This is a genomic window from Gordonia sp. HS-NH1 (genome assembly GCF_001418765.1).
Classification (GTDB): domain Bacteria; phylum Actinomycetota; class Actinomycetes; order Mycobacteriales; family Mycobacteriaceae; genus Gordonia.
The window spans coordinates 1-3,457 of record NZ_LIYC01000084.1 but is presented as its reverse complement, the minus strand read 5'-3'; the positions used below and the strand labels follow the sequence as shown (position 1 = coordinate 3,457).

The following is a 3,457-nucleotide window of genomic DNA, read 5'->3' as shown; positions in this document are numbered from 1 at the left end:
GTCGTCGTCGAGGTAGCCCTGATGGCACGCGAACTGATCCCGGGCCAGCGATTTCAGGCCTTGCCGTGTTCTACAGTGCGAACGAAGTTGTCGGCGCCGAAAGCCTGTCGAAGGTGCGCGCGTTGAGCAGATGCGCAGGGGGCAGGACGATGACCGACAACTGCCGCGTCGAAGCCACCTAAGCGCCACCCCGCCATCGCTGAAGCGACCCCCGAAACGCCTCCGTGCTGGCGGCAGTCGAGTTGAACCGCCAGTCCCGCTCCTTATCCGTCTGAAACCAGAGGAAACCCTCGACACGCTGGCTGTTCTCCATCACCGCGAAGAAGTCCTTGATCCACTGCGCTTTGCGCTCCGGGGCGTCGCCATCGGCGCAACCTGCCTCGGTGATGAGGATCGGGAGGCCGGCGTCGAGGCGCTCCAGGGTCGAGATGCTCCGCGCGAAGAGTTTCTCCGCAGACTGCCAGGTGTGCCCCGGGGCGGTGCCCCAGTTGTAGCCGTCGACACCGAGGAAATCGACGGTTCCTGATTCGGGGTAGCAATCGACAAAATCGCTGGTGCCCTCAGTTATCGCGTTCGGTGCCCAGACAAATCGAACATTCCGGGCCTTCTCGTGGACGATTGCGTGCACACGAAACCACGCCGCTCGGTATTCGCTCGCAGTATTTTGATTGACTCCAATCGACCACGGATACCAAGTTCCGTTCATCTCCTGCGCGAAACGCACGAGAATGTCGTGACCCCACGAGCCGAGCTGATCGGCCCACCGAGCGAGGTCGGTGTCGTGTCGTCCTTCGACGATAGAAGCGAGCGAATACTCGGGCTGATCAGGCCCGATTCCGGGATGCCAGGGCTCGAGCGTGAGCACCGGGGTCGCCCCATTCTGGCGGATCATGTCAAGGGTCTCCACAGGGAGAGAGTCGCGCAGGGATGCGTAGACGTGCAGGTAGTCGGGCTGGGTGCCAGCAAGCGAGGAGAGACGGGCCACTGGTGTCTGACCAGCTCCGCCGCGGGCTGCGATCACCGGAATGAATGCCCCCCAGGAGCGCTCGCGTGACGGTGTCGTGGCAGGTTGAACCGGTCCTGAGCAGGCTCCCAGCGCCGCACTCGCACCAATGAGACCGGCGGCGAGCACCGAACGCCGGGACAGGCGTGCCCAAAGTGATCCCGACAGGTCGCTCGTCATGTGCCTATTGTCGCGCGGCTGGTCGGAGCGCGGCCGACGGGCCGTTGATCGCTTGCACGCAACGCGATGTTTGCCAAAAGGAAACATGGCCCGCGAAATGGTTACCCCGGATACTCGAACCAATACCTTCCGACATTTGCCAGAGAAAAAGTGCACAAAAGATAACAAACGACTGTGCGCGCCCCGAGGCCGAATTCACCTCAAAGAAATTGCCCTCGTGCGGACGGGCGTTGGGAGCTGACAGGGGCTCAAGTACGCAACGCACGGTATGACATGAGTCACACCGAACCTGCGAGTTGTTCGCGAAAGCCGCTGTTGCACAGAGACTCCTGACACTTGGTTGGCCGCAGGGGAACAGCAGCGACGCGGAAGATGTTTAGGACTCGCGCGTCCTGGGCACTGCCGCGAGCCGTCTTGAGGGCGTGCATTTCTGCAAAATTGCGACAGGAAATGTCGCCCGACCGGACTACAGCGGTTTCCCGAGTTGTAACTGTGACCGCCCTGAAATAGTCTCGTCGGGAGTCGTGAAGCCAATCGCGGCCCGGCGTCATCGGCGTTGTTTGTTGGGCGAAAGGCGTAGCCGCAGCCTTGGAGCGCATCACCTGTTGGGAGGTTGGCAGTGGCCTATCGTCCGGTCTACTCGCAGGAGCGAAGCTCGGAGCGTTTGCGTCTACGCTTGCGATTCGCCAGCAGGGATCGGGCCCGCGCACGGTCTTGGATAAACGGCTACGTCACCCGGCTCGCGTGGACAGACGCCGCGATCGTGATCGCTTCGGTCCTCCTTGCGCAGCTGGTTCGCTTCGGTGCCGACAGCGCCTTGACCCCGAATGGGGCGGCAAAGGTACCGGCTGTCGTCGTCTCGATCGCGCTCGTCGTCATGTGGCTGCTGGCGTTGCGCGCCTTTCAGACACTCGACCGTAGGGTCGTTGGCGCGGGATCGCAGGAGTACAGCCGGGTTATCACCGCGTGCCTGGCTCTCTTCGGTGTTCTCGCGATGGTGGACCTGCTGTTCCGTCTGAACATTGCCCGGGGATTCATTGCAATTGCGCTGCCGGTCGGCACGGCCGGCCTTCTCCTCTCCCGCTGGCTGTGGCGGCAGTGGTTGGGATACCAGCGGGTGCGATCCAGAAATATCGAGCGCGTCCTGGTTGTCGGCAGTGAGAGGTCGGCGGTACCAATGATCGAGCGATTGCTGAGCCAACCCAACCTGGGATTCCAAGTGGCTGGCATCTGCCTCCCGAGCCGCGAGGGGCGACCAGACGTGGTCCGCGCCGGTGATGCCGAGATCTCTGTGCACGGCACGTTCGATGACGTATGCGAAGCCGTCCTGGATTCGGGCGCAACGACCGTCGCTGTGACATCCGCCGAAGCGCTTGGCCACGACGCCATGCAGGCACTGTCCTGGGACCTCGAGGGCCTGGACGTCGACATGATGGTGTCGCCCGGGGTGACCGATGTGGCGGGGCCTCGTGTGATGGTGCGGCCGGTCGCCGGGTTGCCGCTCCTCCACATAGACAAACCGCGGTACGAAGGCGCGAACCGTTTCCGCAAGGCTCTGGTCGATAGGGTGGGCGCCGCTGCAATCCTGACCGCGTTGTCGCCGATCCTGATCGCCGTAGCCATCGCAATCCGGCTCGACTCCGCAGGCCCGATTTTCTATCGGGCGACCCGCATCGGACTCAACAACACACCATTCTCGATGTGGAAGTTCCGGTCGATGGTGCAAAACGCCGATTCGCTGAAAGATGACCTGAGGGTTCGCAACGAAGGATCGGGCGTGCTCTTCAAGATGCGCGACGACCCGCGGGTAACCAAAGTCGGCGCCTTCATTCGTCGATACAGCATCGACGAGCTACCCCAACTCATCAACGTTGTCAGCGGCACGATGAGCCTCGTCGGCCCTAGGCCGCCGTTGCCGGATGAGGTCGAGCGGTACGACGGTCGAGTTGCGCGTCGCATGTTGGTCAAGCCTGGCATGACTGGCTTGTGGCAGGTCTCAGGACGTTCCGACTTGTCTTGGGAAGAGTCCGTGCGGCTGGATCTGTCATACGTAGAGAATTGGTCGATCATGCAGGATGCACTAATTCTGTGGAGGACTTTCAGAGCGGTAGTTGCAAAGGACGGCGCCTACTAGAGCGTCGTGAGACAGACCCATTTTCAGCTCCGCGAACACTGCACGCTGCATTCATTGGAGGCCACATGAAGGGAATTATCCTGGCTGGCGGGACGGGTACGCGGCTGCACCCCATCACGCAGGGGGTGAGCAAGCAGCTC

At 62.1% G+C, this 3,457-nt stretch carries 3 protein-coding genes; 2 read left to right on the top strand and 1 reads right to left on the bottom strand.

What is annotated here, in order from left to right; genetic code table 11:
• Positions 1-178 precede the first annotated feature (178 nt).
• Positions 179-1,183 carry a glycoside hydrolase family 26 protein gene (locus AMD30_RS24050; protein WP_055477345.1) on the bottom strand — a complete coding sequence of 335 codons (1,005 nt, stop codon included), beginning with the start codon at positions 1,181-1,183 and terminating at the stop codon, positions 179-181.
• A gap of 619 nt (positions 1,184-1,802) precedes the next feature.
• Here AMD30_RS24050 and AMD30_RS24045 point away from each other — a divergent pair.
• Both AMD30_RS24045 and AMD30_RS25165 read left to right on the top strand, forming a co-directional pair.
• Positions 1,803-3,317, top strand: coding sequence for a sugar transferase (locus tag AMD30_RS24045; RefSeq protein WP_055477344.1), 1,515 nt, complete (start codon positions 1,803-1,805; stop codon positions 3,315-3,317).
• A gap of 38 nt (positions 3,318-3,355) precedes the next feature.
• The coding region (locus AMD30_RS25165; protein ID WP_442902740.1) for a sugar phosphate nucleotidyltransferase at positions 3,356-3,457 on the top strand (102 nt) is incomplete at its 3' end.